The organism is Rhodococcus sp. G6(2025) (genome assembly GCF_058628105.1).
The window spans coordinates 5,161,063-5,175,449 of record NZ_CP179750.1; the positions used below are offsets into that span (position 1 = coordinate 5,161,063).

Below are 14,387 nucleotides of genomic sequence, written 5' to 3' on the forward strand. Positions count from 1 at the left end.
TTTCAGTCAACACTCTCGACGAAACCGAAACAGCTCGCCGTCAAATCCTATGCGATCCGATTTTCGCCGGTTCAGCTGTCGGTTCGCTTGCGATTCTGGACCCGCGCGCTCGAATACAGGCAGATCGACGCCGCCGTCGCCAGGTTGAGGCTCTCGGCTCGACCGTGGATCGGAATCCGCACCCGGTGATCGGCTCGCGCGGACGTGGCCGCGTCGAGGCCGTGGGCCTCGTTGCCGAACAGCCACGCCGTGGGGCGGGCCAGCAGTTCGTCGGCGTCGTCCAGATCGACCTCGCCGTCTGCCGCCGTGGCGAACAATTGAATTCCCGCCGCGCTGATGCTGTCGAGGACCGCCGCGGTGTCCCGTTCACGCACCACCGGAAGGTGGAACAGGCTTCCGGCGGACGCCCGGACGCATTTGCCGTTGTGCGGGTCGACGCTGTCGCCCGCGAGAATGGCCGCGTCCGCGCCCACCGCGTCCGCGACCCGGATGACGGTGCCCGCGTTACCCGGCTCCGCGACCGCCACCGGGACCGCGAGCAGACGGGTTCCGGGTCCGATCGCCTCCGCCAGCGGAACGTCGAGGAGATCGCACACCGCGACGAGACCCGGCGGGGTCACCGTGTCGCTGAGCGCTCGAACCGCCCGGTCCGTCACCAACGACGTACGGACGCCCGCCGTGTGTGCCCGGTCGATCAGCCTCGCGTACCGCTGCTCGGCGTCCTCGGTGTAGAAGAGATCGTGCACGGGACGGGTGTCGAGTGCCTCGCCGACGGAGTTCTCGCCCTCCACCAGGAAGCGCCCGACCTTGCGGCGTTCCGCGGTGCGCAGCAGCTTGACAGCAGAAACGACCCGTGGAGTGCGCTCGGTGAGCGGGTCCACGGGTCGTTTCCGAGGCTCTGAAGGCCGGGGCTCTGAAGGCCGGGGTGCTGCGAGACTCAGGCCGCTTCTCCGGCCGGAGCGTTCACGTCAGCCGGGAGCGCCGCCTTGGCGAGGGCCACGAGGCCGGCGAACGCCGCCGCGTCGGACACGGCCAGCTCGGCGAGGTTCTTGCGGTCGACCTCGATCTCGGCCAGACGCAGACCCTGGATCAGGCGGTTGTACGTGATGTCGTTCGCCCGTGCAGCAGCGTTGATACGCGTGATCCACAGCTTGCGGAAGTCGCCCTTGCGCGCACGGCGGTCACGGTAGGCGTAGGTCAGCGAGTGGAGCTGCTGTTCCTTCGCCTTGCGGTACAGGCGCGAGCGCTGTCCGCGGTAGCCGCTGGAGGCTTCGAGAATCGAACGACGCTTCTTCTGGGCGTTTACCGCCCTCTTTACGCGTGCCACTGAAAAATCCTGTCAATCTTGGGGCGGTGAGCTGCCCCGGGTGGTCAGTAAAAGGGTGTCGACTCAGATGTCGAGCAGGCGCTTGATGCGAGGAGTGTCAGCCTTGCTGACGACAGCCACGCCATCGAGGCGACGGGTCACCTTCGTGGCCTTGTGCTCGAGCAGGTGGCGGCGACCGGCCTTCTGGCGCAGGATCTTTCCGCTGCCGGACACCTTGAATCGCTTCGCGGTGCCGCTGTGGGTCTTCGACTTGGGCATGGAGTCCTCAGTTCTCTGTATCCGGACCGTGATCCGGGTCGTGCTGGTGTAGTCGGACTAGCTGGTCGGCGCTTCGCCGGGCGCACTGTCGCCCGCCTGCTCCGCAGGTGCCGCCGGAGCCTGTGCCGGTGCGGCCGGCGCGGGAGTTGCCCGCTGCGCCGGCGGCGCAGCGGCGCTTTCCTGCGCCTTCACACGGGTCTTCGCGCCCTTGTGCGGAGCGAGCACCATCGTCATGTTTCGACCGTCCTGCTTGGCGGACGTCTCCACGAACCCGAGATCCGCGACGTCTGCACCGAGACGCTGCAGCAGCCGGAATCCGAGCTCCGGACGCGACTGCTCACGTCCGCGGAACATGATCGTGACCTTGACCTTGGATCCCGCTTCGAGGAAGCGCACGACGTTGCGCTTCTTCGTCTCGTAGTCGTGATCGTCGATCTTGGGGCGGAGCTTCTGCTCCTTGATGACCGTGAGCTGCTGGTTCTTGCGCGACTCACGCGCCTTCTGCGCGGCCTCGTACTTGAACTTGCCGTAGTCCATGATCTTGCAGACCGGCGGGCGAGCGTCGGGGGCCACCTCGACCAGGTCGAGATCGGCCTCGAGGGCCAAGCGGAGTGCATCTTCAACACGCACGATGCCAACCTGTTCACCTCCGGGTCCGACGAGGCGGACCTCGGGAACTCGGATGCGATCGTTGATGCGGGTCTCAGTGCTGATGGGGCCTCCTAGGTTGAACGGTCTTGTCTCGAGACCGCCAGCAGCCCGTACGCCCGGATTCCCAACAAAAAAGCCCCGCGGCGGTGAATGACTCTCACCATGCGGGGCCCGATGTCGACCGATCAGACGAACTCACGGCTCACGCCGATCCCTCATCTCCTCACATTCGAGGAACTCGAACCGAGTAACCTCGGACCGAGCGACCGGACCACTGAACTGCAGTTTTACCTGCCGCGCAGAGGTGGGAGTCGGACTCCACTTGCTGCCCCCGACAAATCCGAAGGCGGTCGTTGCGTCAAGAGTAACATTTGCGCACGTCGCGAGCTAATCGATACCGGGACGTTGCGCCACAGGGCCCTGGTGGAATCCTCTAAGGCATGACGGACAACATCGATCACACCCCGAACGACGGCACCCCGACCGACGGTGACCAGAATACCGACGTCCGGGAACTGGCCGACGTTCCCTCGGTCGAGGTCATCAGCCGCGCCGCGGTCATGCTCATGAGTTCGGCAGCCGAGAAGCTCGGCCTGTCCGACGCCGACCCCGACTCCAGCCCCCACCGCGACCTCGACGAGGCCAGGCGGGTCATCACCGCCCTCGCCGGCCTGGTGACCGCGTCCATCGAGTACCTCGGACCGCACGCGGGACCGATCCGCGAAGGCCTCCAGGCGCTGCAGCGGGCGTTCCGCGAAGCGTCCTCGCACCCGGACGAGCCGGGCAAGGGTCCGGGCGAGAAGTACACCGGCCCCGTGTACTGACATGGCGAGCCGCAACAAGACCGCGCAGACGCCTGCCGGCGTCGACGAGTTCCTCGCCACGATCGCCGACCCGGTCAAGCGCGCCGACAGCGTACGACTGGTGGAGCTGCTCACCGCTGCGAGCGGAGAGCCCGCCGCGATGTGGGGCACGAGCATCGTCGGGTTCGGCTCCCGCCACTACAGGTATGCCAGCGGACACGAGGGCGATACCGCACTGATCGGCTTCTCGCCCCGGGCCGCGGCACTCACCCTGTACCTCTCGCTCGACTTCACCGAGCACGAGGCCGAATTCGCCGCACTCGGCAAGCACACACTCGGCAAGGGCTGCCTCTACGTCAAGAAGCTCGCCGACGTCGACGAGTCGGTTCTCGTCGCATTGCTGAACCGATCCGTGGCCGCCGCCCGCGCGCTCTGATCGAATCTCACCGTTCGAACACGCTGCGCGCGTCGGCAGGCGGTTCGCCGAAAAGGCTCGGATCGCGCGGGACGAACGACCGGCCGGTGAGGGTGGCGTCGGACACCCGGTCCAGCCGGAACCACCGCACACCCGCCCGGCTCAGGCACCACGCGATGAGGAACCACGATCCCCTCGTGTGAGCGAGAAGGTGCGGTTCGACGACCCGTTCGGTGCGCTCGCCGTCCCGGTCCACATATCGGAGCGACACCATCAGTTCGCGCTGCAATCCGTCTTCGACGACGCGGCGGACGCGTGGTTCCGCGCTCGCCGTGTCGGCGTCTCGGCGGATCCACACCTTCGCGCCGAGGCGCTCCACCCGCTCCCTCGACTCGGAATCCATCACGTCGAGCAGCTTGGCCAGCGCGGCGCGGCCGTCGGTCGCGAACGGAGCATCGCGAAACGCCGTCAGGGCCAGTGCCACCGAGACCGCTTGAGCGGGAGTGAAATTCACGGGCGGTAACGTGCCGTTCCCGATGATCCCGTATCCCCCACCCGGCCCGGCACTGGCCCAGATCGGGGCGCCCGAGGACTGCAGCACGGCGACGTCCCGCTTGATCGTCCGGGCGGTCACCTCGAACTGCGCCGCCAACTGCTCCGCGGTCCGGCCCCGGTCCCCCGCGCGGCGTAGTTCTTCCGTCAGGGCGTGAAGGCGGGCTGGACGGTCCATGAGGGCAGTCTGCCGAACGACCGCGGCAAAGTCCCGATTCTCGCCGACCGATTCCGTTATACGACTGTGACACTTACGGTGACACGCAGATGTCACCGTTGCGGGTTCACTCTTGTCCCATGACCCAGACAAACGAATCACACGACAGCACAGGCACTCACATCATCCTGGCTCCCGGATTCTGGCTCGGCGCATGGGCGTGGGAGGCAGTGGCTTCCGACCTGATCCGGCGAGGACACCACGTCACCGCGGTGACCCTGCCCGGGCTTCACTCCGCGGACAGCGACCGCGCCGGCATCCGACTGGACGATCACATCTCCGCAATCGCGGACGTCGTCGCGGACACACCGTCGTCGGAGCGGGTTGTGCTCGTCGCGCACAGCGGTGCGGGACCGGTGGCCTACGCGGCGAGCGACCGGGTGCCCGGCCGGCTGGCCCGCATCGTCTACGTCGACTCGGGGCCATTGCAGAACGGCACCGCACTCCGGGAGGATCTCGATGCGTCGGTCACCGAGATCCCGCTTCCGTCGTGGTCCGAACTCGAGGCCGAGGGCAGCAGCCTCGACGGACTGGACGACGCAACGCTCGAGATATTTCGAAGCCGCGCGGTGCCCGAACCCGCCGGCCCGGCGAGGGACAGGCTCGAACTCGTCGACAGCAGCCGTCTGGACGTGCCGACCACGGTGATCTGCACCAGTTTCCCGTCGGAGGTCATCCAGCAGATGGCCGGCGCGGGCCATCCGATGGCCGCCGAACTCGCGCAGATCGCGAAGGTCGATTACGTCGATCTGCCGACCGGCCACTGGCCGATGTGGTCGCGGCCCGCAGACCTCGCGACCGCGATCGACACGGCCGCGAGGGACTGACCGAACTCAGCCGACTGCTGCGGCCTTCTTCGGCGCCCGCTTGCGCGGTGTCGCCGTGGCGGCCGCGGCAGTCTTCTTCGCCGAAGCGGACTTCCGCGTCGACGACGACTTGGCCGCCTTCGACTTCGCCGCAGCGGGAGGCGCCGTCACCTCGAGGACGTTTTCGAGGAACCGCCCCGTGTAACTCTCCGGAACCTGCGCAACCTCCTCCGGGGTGCCCTGTGCGACGACGGTTCCGCCGCCGGACCCGCCCTCGGGCCCCATGTCGACCACCCAGTCGGACGTCTTGATCACGTCGAGGTTGTGCTCGATCACGATCACCGTGTTGCCCTTGTCGACCAACCCGTTGACCACCCCCAGCAGCTTGCGGATGTCCTCGAAGTGCAGACCCGTCGTGGGCTCGTCGAGGATGTACACCGTGCGGCCCGTCGAACGTTTCTGCAGTTCGGCGGCGAGTTTCACGCGCTGCGCCTCACCACCGGACAGCGTGGGCGCGGGCTGACCGAGCCGCACGTACCCGAGACCGACCTCGACCAGGGTCTTGAGGTAGCGGTGGATCGAGGTGATGGGCTCGAAGAACTCCGCGGCCTCCTCGATCGGCATGTCCAGGACCTCGGCGATGGTCTTGCCCTTGTAGTGGACCTCGAGCGTCTCGCGGTTGTACCGGGCGCCGTGGCAGACCTCGCACGGCACGTACACGTCGGGCAGGAAATTCATCTCGATCTTCAACGTGCCGTCTCCGGAGCAGGCCTCGCACCGGCCGCCCTTGACGTTGAACGAGAACCGGCCCGGCTGGTAGCCGCGCACCTTCGACTCGGTAGTGGCGGCGAACAGGGTGCGAATCTTGTCGAACACCCCGGTGTAGGTGGCCGCATTGGACCGCGGGGTGCGGCCGATCGGCGACTGGTCGACCTGGACGAGCTTGTCCAGCTGGTCGAGCCCGTTGATGCGGGTGTGCCTGCCCGGCACCTGGCGGGCGCCGTTGAGCTTGTTCGCCATCACCGTCGCGAGGATGTCGTTGACGAGCGTCGACTTACCGGACCCGGACACGCCGGTGACCGACGTGAGCACGCCCAGCGGGAAGCTGACGTCGATGCCCCCGAGGTTGTGTTCGCGCGCACCGATGACCGTGACCTGCCGCTTGCGGTCGACCGGTCGGCGAATGGCCGGAATCTCGATGTGACTGCGGCCCGACAGGTACGCGCCGGTGAGGGATTCCTCGCAGTCGAGTAGTTCCTCGTACGGCCCGCTGTGGACGACCTTGCCTCCGTGCTCGCCGGCGAGCGGTCCGATGTCGACCACCCAGTCGGACGTGCGAATGGTGTCTTCGTCGTGTTCGACCACGATGAGCGTGTTCCCGAGGTCGCGCAGGCGCGTCAGGGTCTCGATGAGACGCCGGTTGTCGCGCTGATGCAGACCGATCGACGGCTCGTCGAGCACGTACAGGACGCCCACCAGGCCCGAACCGATCTGGGTGGCGAGGCGGATACGCTGCGCCTCACCACCGGACAGGGTGCCGGCGGCGCGGGCGAGCGACAGGTATTCGAGGCCGACGTCGAGCAGGAAGCCGAGACGTGCCTGGACCTCCTTGAGCACCTGACCGGCGATGGCCTCCTCGCGGCTGCCCAATGTGAGGCTGTTCAGGAAGTCGGCGCAATCAGAGATCGACAGTTCGCAGACCTCGGCGATCGACTTCATACCGAACTTCTCGTTCGCGATCGTGACCGACAGGATCTCGGGGCGCAGACGCGCACCACCACACGCGGGACAGGGGGTGTCGCGCATGTAGCCGTCGTAGCGTTCCTTCATCTGGTCCGACTCGGTCTGCTCGAGGCGGCGGTGCAGGAACGGCATGACGCCCTCGAACTCGGCGTAGTAGGAACGGGTACGCCCGTACCGGTTCTTGTACCGGACGTGGACCTGCTCCTCACTTCCCTCGAGGATCGCGCGGCGCGCCTTCGCGGGCAGCTTGTTCCACGGCGTCTTCATGTCGAAGCCGAGAATGTCGCCGAGCCCGGACAGCAGGCGGCCGAAGTATTCGGAACTCTGCCCCATCGACCACGGCGCGATGGCTCCGTCCTCGAGGGACAGCTCGGGGTCGGGGACAACGAGGTCCGGGTCGACCTCCTTACGGATTCCGAGACCGGTGCACTCGGGGCAGGCGCCGTACGGGGAGTTGAACGAGAACGACCGCGGTTCGAGGTCGTCGATGGAGAGCGCGTGGCCGTTCGGACACGCCAGCTTCTCCGAGAATCGACGTTCCCGGTCTGCGGCGTTCTCTTCGCGGTCGACGAAGTCGAGGACGACGATGCCCTCCGCCAACCGCAGCGCGGTCTCGACGGAATCGGTGAGTCGCTGCTTGGAGCTGGCCTTGACGGTGAGGCGGTCGACGACGACCTCGATGTCGTGCTTCTCCTGCTTCTTGAGCTTGGGCGGATCGGAGAGCGGATGCACCACGCCGTCGACTCGCACACGCGAATAGCCCTGCATGTTGAGCTGGTCGAACAGGTCGACGAATTCACCCTTGCGGGTCCGCACGACGGGAGCGAGCACCTGGAAGCGGGTGCCTTCTTCCATGTCGAGGACCTGGTCGACGATCTGCTGCGGCGTCTGCCGCGCGATCTGCTCGCCACACACCGGGCAGTGGGCGGTGCCCGCCCGGGCGTATAGCAGACGGAGGTAGTCGTAAACCTCCGTGATGGTGCCGACCGTCGACCGCGGGTTGCGGTTGGTCGACTTCTGGTCGATGGACACCGCCGGCGACAGACCTTCGATGAAGTCGACGTCGGGCTTGTCCATCTGGCCGAGGAATTGGCGCGCGTACGCCGACAGCGACTCGACATAACGTCTCTGGCCCTCGGCGAAGATCGTGTCGAACGCCAGACTCGACTTGCCCGAGCCCGACAGCCCGGTGAACACGATCAGGCTGTCGCGGGGCAGATCGAGATCGACCCCTCGCAGATTGTGCTCACGGGCACCCCGCACGATAAGGCGATCCGCCACTCCAAGTCCCTTCATTGTTCGACAGCCGAGGACGCGCATGAACGCTGGGCCCTCTGGCCGTGCCATGGTAAGCCGGGGCACCGACACGTTCTGTGGGACGCATGGCCGCCCTGCCACTCACCTGCCTGTATTCGACGGTAGCCTCCCCATCATGACCGAGCAGCCCATGGTGATAGAAGACTCGTACTCCGGCCACGTCTCCCCCGGTTCGGCGCCGCAGCGCCGCACGGTTCCGGGAGCCACGATCACGAAGATGTCCGTCGGCCCCATGAACAACAACGTGTACCTGGTCGTCTGTTCCACAACCGGAAAATCCGTCCTCATCGACGCCGCCAACGAGGCGGACCGCGTCAACCAGTTGATCGGCGAACACGCTCCATCCCTCGAGCTGATCGTCACCACGCACCAGCACGGCGACCATTGGCTGGCGCTGGAGGACGTCGCGGCCGCCACCCGCGTGAACACCGCCGCGCATCCACTCGACGCCGACGCTCTGCCCATCCGGCCCGACCGTCTCCTGGAAGACGGTGACACGGTCACCGTCGGCGACGTCACTCTCGACGTGATCCATCTCGCCGGCCACACCCCCGGCTCCGTCGCGCTCGCGCTCACCGAGACTGGCGGCACACGCGTCCATCTCTTCACCGGTGACTCCCTCTTCCCCGGCGGCGTGGGCAAGACCGCCGACGCCGGCAAGTTCGCATCACTGCTCACCGACGTCGAAACCAAGCTCTTCGACCGCTACGGCGACGACACGGTCGTCTACCCCGGCCACGGTGACGACACCACCCTCGGCACCGAGCGCCCCCACCTCGGGGAGTGGCGCGAGCGCGGCTGGTGACCGCATCCGATCGCCGATTGCGCACCGGACGGTCCGCGATTGGCGATCGGCCTCCCTGGGTACTGGTGAATGGGCAGCCTGTCGGTTCGGCAACATGGTCGTACGCCGACGACTGCCCTGAACTCTCGTTAGTGTGAGACGGGAGAACTCGAGATTGGGAGGCCAGGAATGCTTGTCCGTCGTATCGCTCGCCCACTGCTGTCCGCAGTCTTCATCAGCGGAGGGATCGATGCACTTCGAAATCCGGCGCAGAGAGCACAGGCCGCCGCACCACTGATCGACAAGTCCACAGAGACGCTCCCCGAGTCCGTCACCCAGAAGATCCCGTCCGACCCGGAGACGTTGGTCAAGATCAACGCCGCCGTGCAGATCGGCGGCGGAATTCTTCTCGCCACCGGGAAGGCGCCGCGACTCGCATCGCTCGCGCTGGCCGGCAGCCTCGTGCCCACTACCGTTGTGGGGCACGACTTCTGGAACGAGACCGACCCGGCGAAGAAAGCGGCGCAGCGCACTCAGTTCCTCAAGAACGTCAGCCTGCTCGGCGGACTGCTGATCGCCGCCGTCGACACCGAGGGCAAGCCGTCCCTCGGCTGGCGTGGCCGTCGCGCCGCCCGGCACGCACAGGAGGCCGTGGCCGCGGCTCTGCCGCTCGGATCGGGTCACGACCATCACGGTCCCGAGATCGGGGAGGCTTTGGCCGCGGCGTCGGAGCGCGCACGCATCCTGTCCGGTGAGGCCGCCGAGCGCGGGTCCGAAATCCTCGAGGTCGCGAAAGACCGTGGCGCCGAATTCGCGAAGGTCGCGGCGGATCGCGGTCCCGAATGGGCGGACGTCGCGAAGGAACACGGCTCCGAGTGGGCCGAGGTCGCCAAGGAACACGGCTCCGAGTGGGCCGAGGTCGCCAAGGAGCGCGGCGCGGAACTCGTCGAACTGGCGAAGGAACGCGGAGCGGAACTCGTCGACGTCGCGAAGGAACGCGGCCCGGAGTTGGCCGAGGTCGCCCGCGAGAAGGGCGGCGAATGGGCCGGCACCGCCGCAGAACGCGGCGAGGTGCTGAGCAAGCGGGCCCGCAAGCAGGCGGAAGCCGCGCTCGAGAAGGCCCGAGCGAAGCGGGACGAACTGTCCCACTGACCCCGAGCCGCGGCGCCGACCTGCGCCGGATAATCGATCTGATCGGCCCCGGAGATCACCCCTGACCTGCAATGTCAGCGGGCGGCCTCCGGGGCCGACTAGACTGTCCAGGCACTTTTGCAGCCGATCCGGTTGCAGCCGAACCAGTCAAGGAGACCTCTTGCCCGACGAGGACACGTCACGCGACGAGCGCGAGCTCGAGCAGCAGTACGTGACGATGCTCTACACCCGACTGGACGGCCTTCGCCAGTACGCGGCGAACCGGCTGAGCCGTGTACTGCTCGAAACCGGCGGGACCCCGCAGGCCCGCAGCGAGCGGGAGTCGTTCAACCAGCTCTACACCGAAGACCTCGCCAAGTACGACGCCGCCGAGAACGGGCTGTGCTTCGGACGCATCGATCTCGACGGCGAGCACCGCTACATCGGCCGGCTCGGCATCCTCGACGAGGAGAACGACTACGAGACGATGCTCCTCGATTGGCGTGCGCCCCTTGCCCGCCCGTTCTACCTCGCCACCCCCGCAGCCCCCGACGGCGTCTCCCGTCGACGGCACATCCGGACGCGGAGCCGCCGAGTGACGGCCGTCAACGACGAGTATCTGGATCTGGCGGCGGCAGAGGCCGCGGGCACGATCACCGGCTCGGACGGCGTCGCGGGTGAAAGTGCACTGCTCGCCGCGCTCAACGCGGCCCGCACCGGTCAGATGAACGACATCGTCGAGACCATCCAGGGTGAGCAGGACGCCATCATCCGGTCGGAGCACAAGAGTGTGCTGGTCGTCCAGGGAGGACCGGGAACCGGCAAGACCGCGGTCGCTCTGCACCGCGCCGCCTACCTGCTCTACACCTACCGGCAGCAGCTCGCGAAGGCCGGCGTCCTCATCATCGGCCCCAACGCCACGTTCCTCGACTACATCGGCCAGGTGCTGCCGTCGCTCGGCGAGACCGGTGTGCTGCTCTCGACCATCGGCGACCTCTACCCCGGCGTCCGCGCCACCGTCGAGGACAGCCTCGACGCCGGCGAGATCAAGGGCTCGCTCGACATGCTGGACGTGCTCAAGAAGGCGGTCCGGGATCGGCAGGAAGTGCCGTCGCGTCCCGTCGAGCTGACGTTCGACACCTACCGGATCACCCTCGACCGCAAGGTCGTCACCCGCGCTCGTGGCCGGGCGAGGTCGTCGCGGCGCCCGCACAACCTGGCACGGACCATCTTCGTCTCGTCGGTCATCGAGGCACTCGCCCAGCAACTCGCGGACACACTGGGCGCCAACGTCGTCGACGGCGGGAACCTGCTGAGCCGGGACGACATCGCCGACATGCGGGACGAGATGCGTGAAGACCCGGAGATCATGACGGCGATCAGCGCGCTGTGGCCGGAACTGTCGCCGCAGCAGGTCCTCGCCGAGCTGTACGCCTCACCGAAGCGGCTGGCCGATGCCGCGCCGAATCTGACCGAAACCCAACGTGAGTCGCTGCGACGCCCCGTCATGCGCGGCTTCAGTGCCGCCGACGCGCCACTCCTCGACGAGTTGGCGGAACTGCTCGGCGTCGACGACGCCGCCGAACGGGAGCGCGCCCGCCGCCAGTGGCGGGCACAGATCGCGGATGCCCAGGGCGCCCTGGACATCCTGACCGGTTCGGCGCCGCAGGATCTCGAGGACGAGCTGGACCCGGAAATTCTGATGGCGTACGACCTGATCGACGCCAGCCAGCTGGCCGAACGCCACGACGTGGGACAGCACCAGACCACCGCGGAGCGCGCAGCGGGCGACCGAACCTGGACCTACGGCCACGTCATCGTCGACGAGGCGCAGGAACTCTCGGAGATGGCCTGGCGAATGCTGATGCGGCGCATACCGAATCGCTGGATGACGCTCGTCGGCGACACGGCGCAGACCGGCGACCCGGCGGGTACGTCGTCGTGGCAACGGATCCTCGAGCCGTACGTGGCCGCACGGTGGAAGCTCACGGAATTGACCGTCAACTACCGCACTCCGGCGGAGATCATGACGTCGGCACGGCGGGTTCTCGCCGAGATCGACACAGAGCAGACCGTGCCGCGGTCGGTGCGCGAATCCGGATTCGCGCCGTGGGCGCTGCAGGTGTCCGAACCCGATCTCGCGGACACCGTGCGCACGTGTGTGTCCCGGGAAACCGGACCGGGCACGACTGTCGTGATCGGGGGCCACGACCTCGTCGCCGCACTCGCCGATCTGAAGTCGGACACCGTCAGCGTCCTGACGGTGCGGGACGTCAAGGGGCTGGAGTTCGACTCGGTGCTCATCGCCGAGCCACAGGACATTCTCGACGAGTCGCCGCGGGGGATGAACGACCTCTACGTCGCCCTGACCCGCGCGACGCAACGACTCGGTGTGGTGCATACGAAGACGTTGCCCGCGGTGCTGTCCGAACTCGGTCCGGCCGAGGTCGGGATCCTGTCGTGACACCGGGCGGTCGCGGTCGGCTGATCGGGTGTGGGCTCGTCCTCACCGCGATCGTGTCGACCGCATGTTCGGAGGCCACCGCCTCCGACCCGCCGTCGACGGCCTCGGTTGCCGCCACCACTGCCGCATCACACCTCGACGCCCGTGGCCTGCGCTACAAGGAGTCGCTGACCGGGGCCGGCATACCGGCGCTGCCTGACGACACGGTCATGGCTCTCGCCAACGGGATCTGCGGCCAGCTGTCCGAGGGGACGGACGAGGCCACGATCCTCGCGCATCTGACCCCGATGGCGCAGTTCGCCTCGGCGACGTCGGATATCGGCCTCACCACCGAACAGGTGGCGCAGGTCTATCTCGATGCCGCCGAGGCGAATTACTGCTGATCCGCGTGGTGCGTCAGCGCACCGTGTGGACGATGAGGACGTCGGACGTCGACTTGCGTGCGGCATCCGACGGAACGGAGCCGAGGAGACGCCCGGTAAGGGTGTTGAGTCCGCGGTTGCCGATCACCAGAAGACCGGCCTCGACCTCGTCGACGAGGTTCAGCAGCGACTCGACGGGCGCACCGACGACGGCGCGTTCCACGACCTCCTTGGCGCCGGCGGCGTGGGCGCGCTCCTTCGCGGTGCGGAGGATCTCGTACGTCGGGGCGGAACCGGTGATCTGGTAGGCCTCGTCACCGAGCGCGTCGGCGGCCTGCCCGACGTCCTTCGGATCGGCCGGGTAGTACGCGCAGGCGATGATCAGCTTGGCACCGGCGTCCCCCGCGATGGCAGCAGCCTTCTCGACGGCCAGAAACGACGACTCGGAGCCATCGGTTCCGACGACAACGGTCCGGTAGGCGCTCATTCATTCCTCCATGTCTGCGGTGGTCAATTGGCCGGGGTCCGGACATACGTCATGCCTGGACCCAGCAGCCACTGCGCTGACCCTAGCTGTATCGGTGCCCGCATAGGTGCATTTGCAACACATGCCACAGGGGATATCCCCAGTGCATGACGGATCACATTCCGGAGGCGCTTCGGCTGTGATCAGCGTCAGCGTGACGTGCCGACCTTGGGACCGAACACGCCGGCGGGGAACACGCCCGCCGCGACGATCGCGTCGCGCCACGGGGTTGCGAGTTCGACGAGCCGGGCCGCCCCGTCCTCCCCCAGCGCGGCCCACGGAGCCAGCGCGAGATCGTCGGTGAGATCCTCGACCAGTTCGCGCAACTCCTTGCCGTCGGCGGTGAGTTCGCCCCGCGCATCCAGGATCTCGCGGTCACGCAGACTGTCGCTCGCCGAGTCCCACTGGTCCTGGGTCCAGGCGCGGCGCGTCATCGCGAACTTCTTCTGGAAGCCGAACCCGGTCGCGGTGTGCGTGATCAGCGATTCGAGTCCGCTCAGTCCCGCCGTCTGCAGGGCGGCGACGTGACCGTCGCCGCGGTACTCCCGCAGCAATGTGAGGGCATGCCAGAAGGCGAGGTGCGGTGTGTCCGGCCACTCCACCCCCGCGTACCCCGCGTACAGCGGCCGTCCCTCGACACCCGGGATTCCGCGGGCCGCGATCGACGCGAGTTCGGCGGCCTCGGCCATCTCCGGTGAATTCGTCACCGATTCGCCGAGAAGTCGCACATACGCCTCCCCGACCGCCCGGTACCGCGCGTCGACGACTGCCGCGGGCGTGGCCAGACCCCAGGCACGCGGAATGACCGACTCGATCACGGCCGGACTGAAGTTGTAGAAGGTCGCAGTGACGACGCCCGCACCGACCGCGCCCATCGGCGCGGAGCGGCCCGCGAAGTAGCCCATCCGACCCGGTGCGAGGCCCGCCTCGACCAGACGATTCTCGACCTCGGGAACGAAATAGCTGAGCGAATGAAGCAACTCCAAGGACCGGGCGGTACGACCTGCGTTGTGTGCATCCATGCTTCAGAC

The 14,387-nt window shown here is 67.4% G+C and carries 15 protein-coding genes; 7 read left to right on the forward strand and 8 right to left on the reverse strand.

Going from position 1 to position 14,387, the window contains the following annotated elements; translation table 11 throughout:
* Positions 1-71: 71 nt before the first annotated feature.
* The 4 genes from ACLIVD_RS23675 to infC form a co-directional block, all read right to left on the reverse strand.
* Entirely contained in the window at positions 72-881 is an 810-nt protein-coding gene (locus ACLIVD_RS23675) for a TrmH family RNA methyltransferase (protein WP_491930755.1), read from the reverse strand.
* A 56-nt stretch (positions 882-937) separates the two neighbouring features.
* On the reverse strand, positions 938-1,327 hold the full coding sequence (rplT, locus tag ACLIVD_RS23680) for a 50S ribosomal protein L20 (RefSeq protein WP_005247385.1): 390 nt from the start codon (positions 1,325-1,327) through the stop codon (positions 938-940).
* Positions 1,328-1,390: 63 nt separating this feature from the next.
* The gene (gene rpmI, locus ACLIVD_RS23685) at positions 1,391-1,585 is read right to left on the reverse strand and encodes a 50S ribosomal protein L35 (protein ID WP_005247390.1); all 195 of its coding nucleotides are present in this window, start codon (positions 1,583-1,585) and stop codon (positions 1,391-1,393) included.
* A gap of 57 nt (positions 1,586-1,642) precedes the next feature.
* Positions 1,643-2,299, reverse strand: a complete 657-nt coding sequence (gene infC, locus ACLIVD_RS23690) for a translation initiation factor IF-3 (RefSeq protein WP_080606194.1) — start codon at positions 2,297-2,299, stop codon at positions 1,643-1,645.
* Positions 2,300-2,676: 377 nt separating this feature from the next.
* Between infC and ACLIVD_RS23695 the strand changes: the two genes are divergently transcribed.
* Together ACLIVD_RS23695 and ACLIVD_RS23700 are read left to right on the forward strand one after the other, a co-directional pair.
* Positions 2,677-3,060 (forward strand): DUF1844 domain-containing protein, encoded by a 384-nt coding sequence (locus ACLIVD_RS23695; RefSeq protein WP_317567721.1) that lies wholly within the window; start codon positions 2,677-2,679, stop codon positions 3,058-3,060.
* A gap of 1 nt (position 3,061) precedes the next feature.
* Complete coding sequence (locus tag ACLIVD_RS23700) at positions 3,062-3,475, forward strand: DUF1801 domain-containing protein (RefSeq protein WP_317567720.1); 414 nt, start codon at positions 3,062-3,064, stop codon at positions 3,473-3,475.
* Positions 3,476-3,482: 7 nt separating this feature from the next.
* Here ACLIVD_RS23700 and ACLIVD_RS23705 read toward each other — a convergent pair whose 3' ends face one another.
* Positions 3,483-4,184 (reverse strand): helix-turn-helix transcriptional regulator, encoded by a 702-nt coding sequence (locus tag ACLIVD_RS23705; protein ID WP_283334322.1) that lies wholly within the window; start codon positions 4,182-4,184, stop codon positions 3,483-3,485.
* A gap of 119 nt (positions 4,185-4,303) precedes the next feature.
* On the opposite strand from ACLIVD_RS23705, the gene ACLIVD_RS23710 reads away from it, so the two are divergent.
* Complete coding sequence (locus ACLIVD_RS23710; protein ID WP_491930756.1) at positions 4,304-5,050, forward strand: alpha/beta fold hydrolase; 747 nt, start codon at positions 4,304-4,306, stop codon at positions 5,048-5,050.
* A 6-nt stretch (positions 5,051-5,056) separates the two neighbouring features.
* Here ACLIVD_RS23710 and uvrA read toward each other — a convergent pair whose 3' ends face one another.
* The gene (gene uvrA / locus ACLIVD_RS23715; RefSeq protein WP_105413723.1) at positions 5,057-8,053 is read right to left on the reverse strand and encodes an excinuclease ABC subunit UvrA; all 2,997 of its coding nucleotides are present in this window, start codon (positions 8,051-8,053) and stop codon (positions 5,057-5,059) included.
* 151 nt (positions 8,054-8,204) lie between these two features.
* Between uvrA and ACLIVD_RS23720 the strand changes: the two genes are divergently transcribed.
* From ACLIVD_RS23720 to ACLIVD_RS23735, 4 genes are all read left to right on the forward strand, one after another.
* Entirely contained in the window at positions 8,205-8,894 is a 690-nt protein-coding gene (locus ACLIVD_RS23720; RefSeq protein ID WP_283334319.1) for an MBL fold metallo-hydrolase, read from the forward strand.
* Positions 8,895-9,062: 168 nt separating this feature from the next.
* Complete coding sequence (locus ACLIVD_RS23725) at positions 9,063-10,025, forward strand: DoxX family protein (protein WP_283352513.1); 963 nt, start codon at positions 9,063-9,065, stop codon at positions 10,023-10,025.
* Between the two features lie 160 nt (positions 10,026-10,185).
* Positions 10,186-12,468 (forward strand): HelD family protein, encoded by a 2,283-nt coding sequence (locus tag ACLIVD_RS23730; RefSeq protein WP_491930757.1) that lies wholly within the window; start codon positions 10,186-10,188, stop codon positions 12,466-12,468.
* Positions 12,465-12,851 carry a DUF732 domain-containing protein gene (locus ACLIVD_RS23735; protein WP_280782489.1) on the forward strand — a complete coding sequence of 129 codons (387 nt, stop codon included), beginning with the start codon at positions 12,465-12,467 and terminating at the stop codon, positions 12,849-12,851. The genes ACLIVD_RS23730 and ACLIVD_RS23735 overlap by 4 nt, the downstream gene beginning before the upstream one ends.
* 13 nt (positions 12,852-12,864) lie before the next feature.
* Here ACLIVD_RS23735 and ACLIVD_RS23740 read toward each other — a convergent pair whose 3' ends face one another.
* Both ACLIVD_RS23740 and ACLIVD_RS23745 read right to left on the reverse strand, forming a co-directional pair.
* Entirely contained in the window at positions 12,865-13,317 is a 453-nt protein-coding gene (locus ACLIVD_RS23740) for a universal stress protein (protein WP_005247414.1), read from the reverse strand.
* A 188-nt stretch (positions 13,318-13,505) separates the two neighbouring features.
* Complete coding sequence (locus tag ACLIVD_RS23745) at positions 13,506-14,378, reverse strand: SCO6745 family protein (RefSeq protein WP_280782490.1); 873 nt, start codon at positions 14,376-14,378, stop codon at positions 13,506-13,508.
* Positions 14,379-14,387: the final 9 nt, after the last annotated feature.

Bases quoted from the DNA above. Each gene is read 5' to 3' on its own strand.
- rpmI (WP_005247390.1), bottom strand. From the start codon at position 1,585: ATGCCCAAGTCGAAGACCCACAGCGGCACCGCGAAGCGATTCAAGGTG.
- ACLIVD_RS23695 (WP_317567721.1), top strand. From the start codon at position 2,677: ATGACGGACAACATCGATCACACCCCGAACGACGGCACCCCGACCGAC.
- ACLIVD_RS23700 (WP_317567720.1), top strand. From the start codon at position 3,062: ATGGCGAGCCGCAACAAGACCGCGCAGACGCCTGCCGGCGTCGACGAG.
- ACLIVD_RS23705 (WP_283334322.1), bottom strand. From the start codon at position 4,184: ATGGACCGTCCAGCCCGCCTTCACGCCCTGACGGAAGAACTACGCCGC.
- ACLIVD_RS23710 (WP_491930756.1), top strand. From the start codon at position 4,304: ATGACCCAGACAAACGAATCACACGACAGCACAGGCACTCACATCATC.
- ACLIVD_RS23720 (WP_283334319.1), top strand. From the start codon at position 8,205: ATGACCGAGCAGCCCATGGTGATAGAAGACTCGTACTCCGGCCACGTC.
- ACLIVD_RS23725 (WP_283352513.1), top strand. From the start codon at position 9,063: ATGCTTGTCCGTCGTATCGCTCGCCCACTGCTGTCCGCAGTCTTCATC.
- ACLIVD_RS23740 (WP_005247414.1), bottom strand. From the start codon at position 13,317: ATGAGCGCCTACCGGACCGTTGTCGTCGGAACCGATGGCTCCGAGTCG.
- ACLIVD_RS23745 (WP_280782490.1), bottom strand. From the start codon at position 14,378: ATGGATGCACACAACGCAGGTCGTACCGCCCGGTCCTTGGAGTTGCTT.